This window comes from Leisingera sp. F5, from assembly GCF_001593695.1.
Genome location: NZ_LUKH01000400.1, coordinates 1 through 2,579 on the forward strand (window position 1 = coordinate 1; position 2,579 = coordinate 2,579).

Annotated in this window: 2 protein-coding genes; both read right to left on the bottom strand. The window is 61.5% G+C overall.

Annotated features, from left to right (window positions below; translation table 11 throughout):
• Positions 1-7: 7 nt before the first annotated feature.
• Positions 8-1,396, bottom strand: a complete 1,389-nt coding sequence (locus tag A2I95_RS30915) for a conjugal transfer protein TraH (protein ID WP_291735981.1) — start codon at positions 1,394-1,396, stop codon at positions 8-10.
• A complete protein-coding gene (locus tag A2I95_RS30920) occupies positions 1,393-2,568 on the bottom strand; it encodes a DUF1173 family protein (protein ID WP_291735983.1) in 1,176 nt (391 codons plus the stop codon). The genes A2I95_RS30915 and A2I95_RS30920 overlap by 4 nt, the downstream gene beginning before the upstream one ends.
• Positions 2,569-2,579 lie beyond the last annotated feature (11 nt).

The window sequence follows — 2,579 nt, forward strand, 5'->3', positions numbered from 1 at the left end:
GCATGGATCACTGGCCCCCGGTCTGAGTGATGATGTTGCTGAAAATCGCATTGGAGGATGCGGCCAGTTCCCCCCTGGCAAGGCTCAGGCGCTCCAGATTGCGCAGGGCTTCCGCGTATTTCCGCTGTGCAGAAGCCCGCAGGTCCTGAAGCACACCTTTGGTTTGGCGCACTGTGTCTTGAAACTCCCGGTTGATGTCACCGGCAATATCGACGTTGGCGGCCGAGTTCAGGATTTCGTTCATGCCCTCGTCGATGTAGGCAATCGCCAGATCGACGGCGACCAGCTCCGCCATCGAGTTGATGTCATCCTGGACAAACTGGTATTTGTAGCTCTTGGCCGTGACCAGGTGCTTGTAGACCGGAATGGTGGTCAGGTTGATGAGGGCAATGGCTTCATCCGGCGGCGGGGTGTCATTGCTGATAGCATCCGACAGCCCCTGAATGGCATCAGCCGTGACGGCGAACAGTGCATCCGATGCGGACAGGTTTCTGTCCCGGAGTACAGGGTTCAGGCAGTCACTTGTCTCATCGCAGCGCAGGCTTTTGTAGGAGCCGCCTTCCACCAGCGCCTTGGCCGCATCCGGCGACAAGGCGCGCGGCGGGATGGTGCGGTGCGTAGTGCTGTCGTCATCATCTTCCGGGGCCGTCGTGATGATCGTACCGGTGAGGGTCATGAAGAACTCAGCGATGCGAGGGTTGGAAGCGAGGAAGTTGTTTTTCTTCACTGCCCGCCATGCATAGTTCACATCCGTTGGCACCTGATCGGCCAGCGCGCCACTGGCGCGGCCCAGGGTAGAGCTGTGCTGGCCGCCGGTGCCGCAGCCGTGACGGGAGGCTACCCGGTCTGCATAGCGTCCTGTATATCCGCCGATAGTCTGACAGATATGCTGGGAGGCCCCATCCATTTTGGGCCAGAGGGATGCGGTGAGCAGCTGCCCGGCTTCGCAGGAATTGATGTTGGTCGCGTTCACCTGCTGGATCAGGTCCCGCAGCTTGGCGACGATTTCCTGCACTGCAGGCGAAAGGCTTTCCAGCGCCAGTTCAAAGGCGAACCCGGCGGCGTTCTGCATGATCGCTTCCATCAGCGCGATCAGCTCCTCCTCTGAAATAAAGGAAAAGGCGCCGCCGAAGATGTCGATTCCACCGCAGCCCGCGCGAACGGAGGGCAGCTGGATCGCTGCAAGCTGGCTGTTGCGCGGGCGGGTGCGCAGGTAGAGAGAACCGAGCGTGGCATAGCCTGCCTGCTGGCCCTTGTAGGCTGTCGGCTTGGTGACGTTCACACCGCCGCCGGTGCGTTCCCAGAACTGTTTCAGGTCACTGCCGACATCAGCACCGGCCGGGCTGGCCGCAAGAATAGAGGCTGCGGCGAAAAGGCTCAGGAAAATGCGCCTCATTGGCATTCCCTTTCCCCTGAACCGTTCCTATCTGGTTGGGGCAGGCCGCTTTTGTAAGTTTCCTCCTGATTACCCGGGGCTTGCCGGCCATCCTCATGATCCGCTGTTTCCCTGAGGATGGCCGTTTCTTTTTCCGCCTTCCGGTTTGCGGGCATAGGCAGATCCGGCATCACGTCCTCGTCGAGCCAGAGCCAGGCAGGATAATTGCCTTCTGCAGCCACTTCGCGCAGGGCAGCGACCGCATTGGTTTCCGCGGCGGGATCAGCAACGAACAGCGAAACCGGGCTTTCCAGGTCGGTCAGCACCGCGCAGGTAATCGGGGTGTCCTGACCGAGGGTGAACCGCTGGGACTTGAGGAAAGCGCGCCTGCTCTCTGTCAGTGCCTGGATCAGCTGATAGTCGCGGATGGATTCAAACGGGATCCAGTTTGCAGTGACCAGCATCATGCCGATTTCCCGCAGAACGGGGTAGCCAGCTTTAGCCACGCTAAAGGTGGCGATCACCATCACATGCACGTCACCCAAAGCGTCCGCGAGCATGAGCTGATCGGCAAACACCTTCTCAAATTTCCGCACCAGGTCCTCCTCCGCGAAGAAGGCGCAATCCGGCGCGTGTTTGAACAGGAAGCGCGCACCCATGCGGGTGGCTTCATGGCTTTTGTATTCGGCCACCACGAGGCCAAGCGGGGCGGTGCCGCGCGCAGGCGCCTGCAGGCCGCGCAGGAGCTTGGTCCGGCGCGCCGCGTTCTCTTCTTTCCGCTCCGCCTTCCAGTAGTCCGGAACATAGAGAATATCCCGCAGGTCACGGGACTTGGCGGATTTCCCGGCCGCCGCGGTCAGCAGCGCACGCTGCACCGGTCCCCACCAGCGCTTGCCCTGCATCGCCGGGGTCCATTTCACCAGGTCCGCCTCATGCCACAGGTATTGCAGCAGGCTCGTCAGGCCGAGCTTGCGCGGGCTGGCTTTGGCCTCTGTCGGTTTTTTCCCTGAAGGCGCAGGTGGTGCCGGACGCTTGCTGCCCATGGTCAAAGGGAAATCGACCTTCAGCGTCGTGGTGCCGCTGTCCAGATCTTCCTTGATCGCGCTGCCCTGCACCTGTCCGAGGCCCGAGAGATCTTCCGGAGGCAAGAAAGACTCGCAGCCGGGCGCGTGTTCCGCGCCGGTGCCCGGCATCCGCTTCAGGA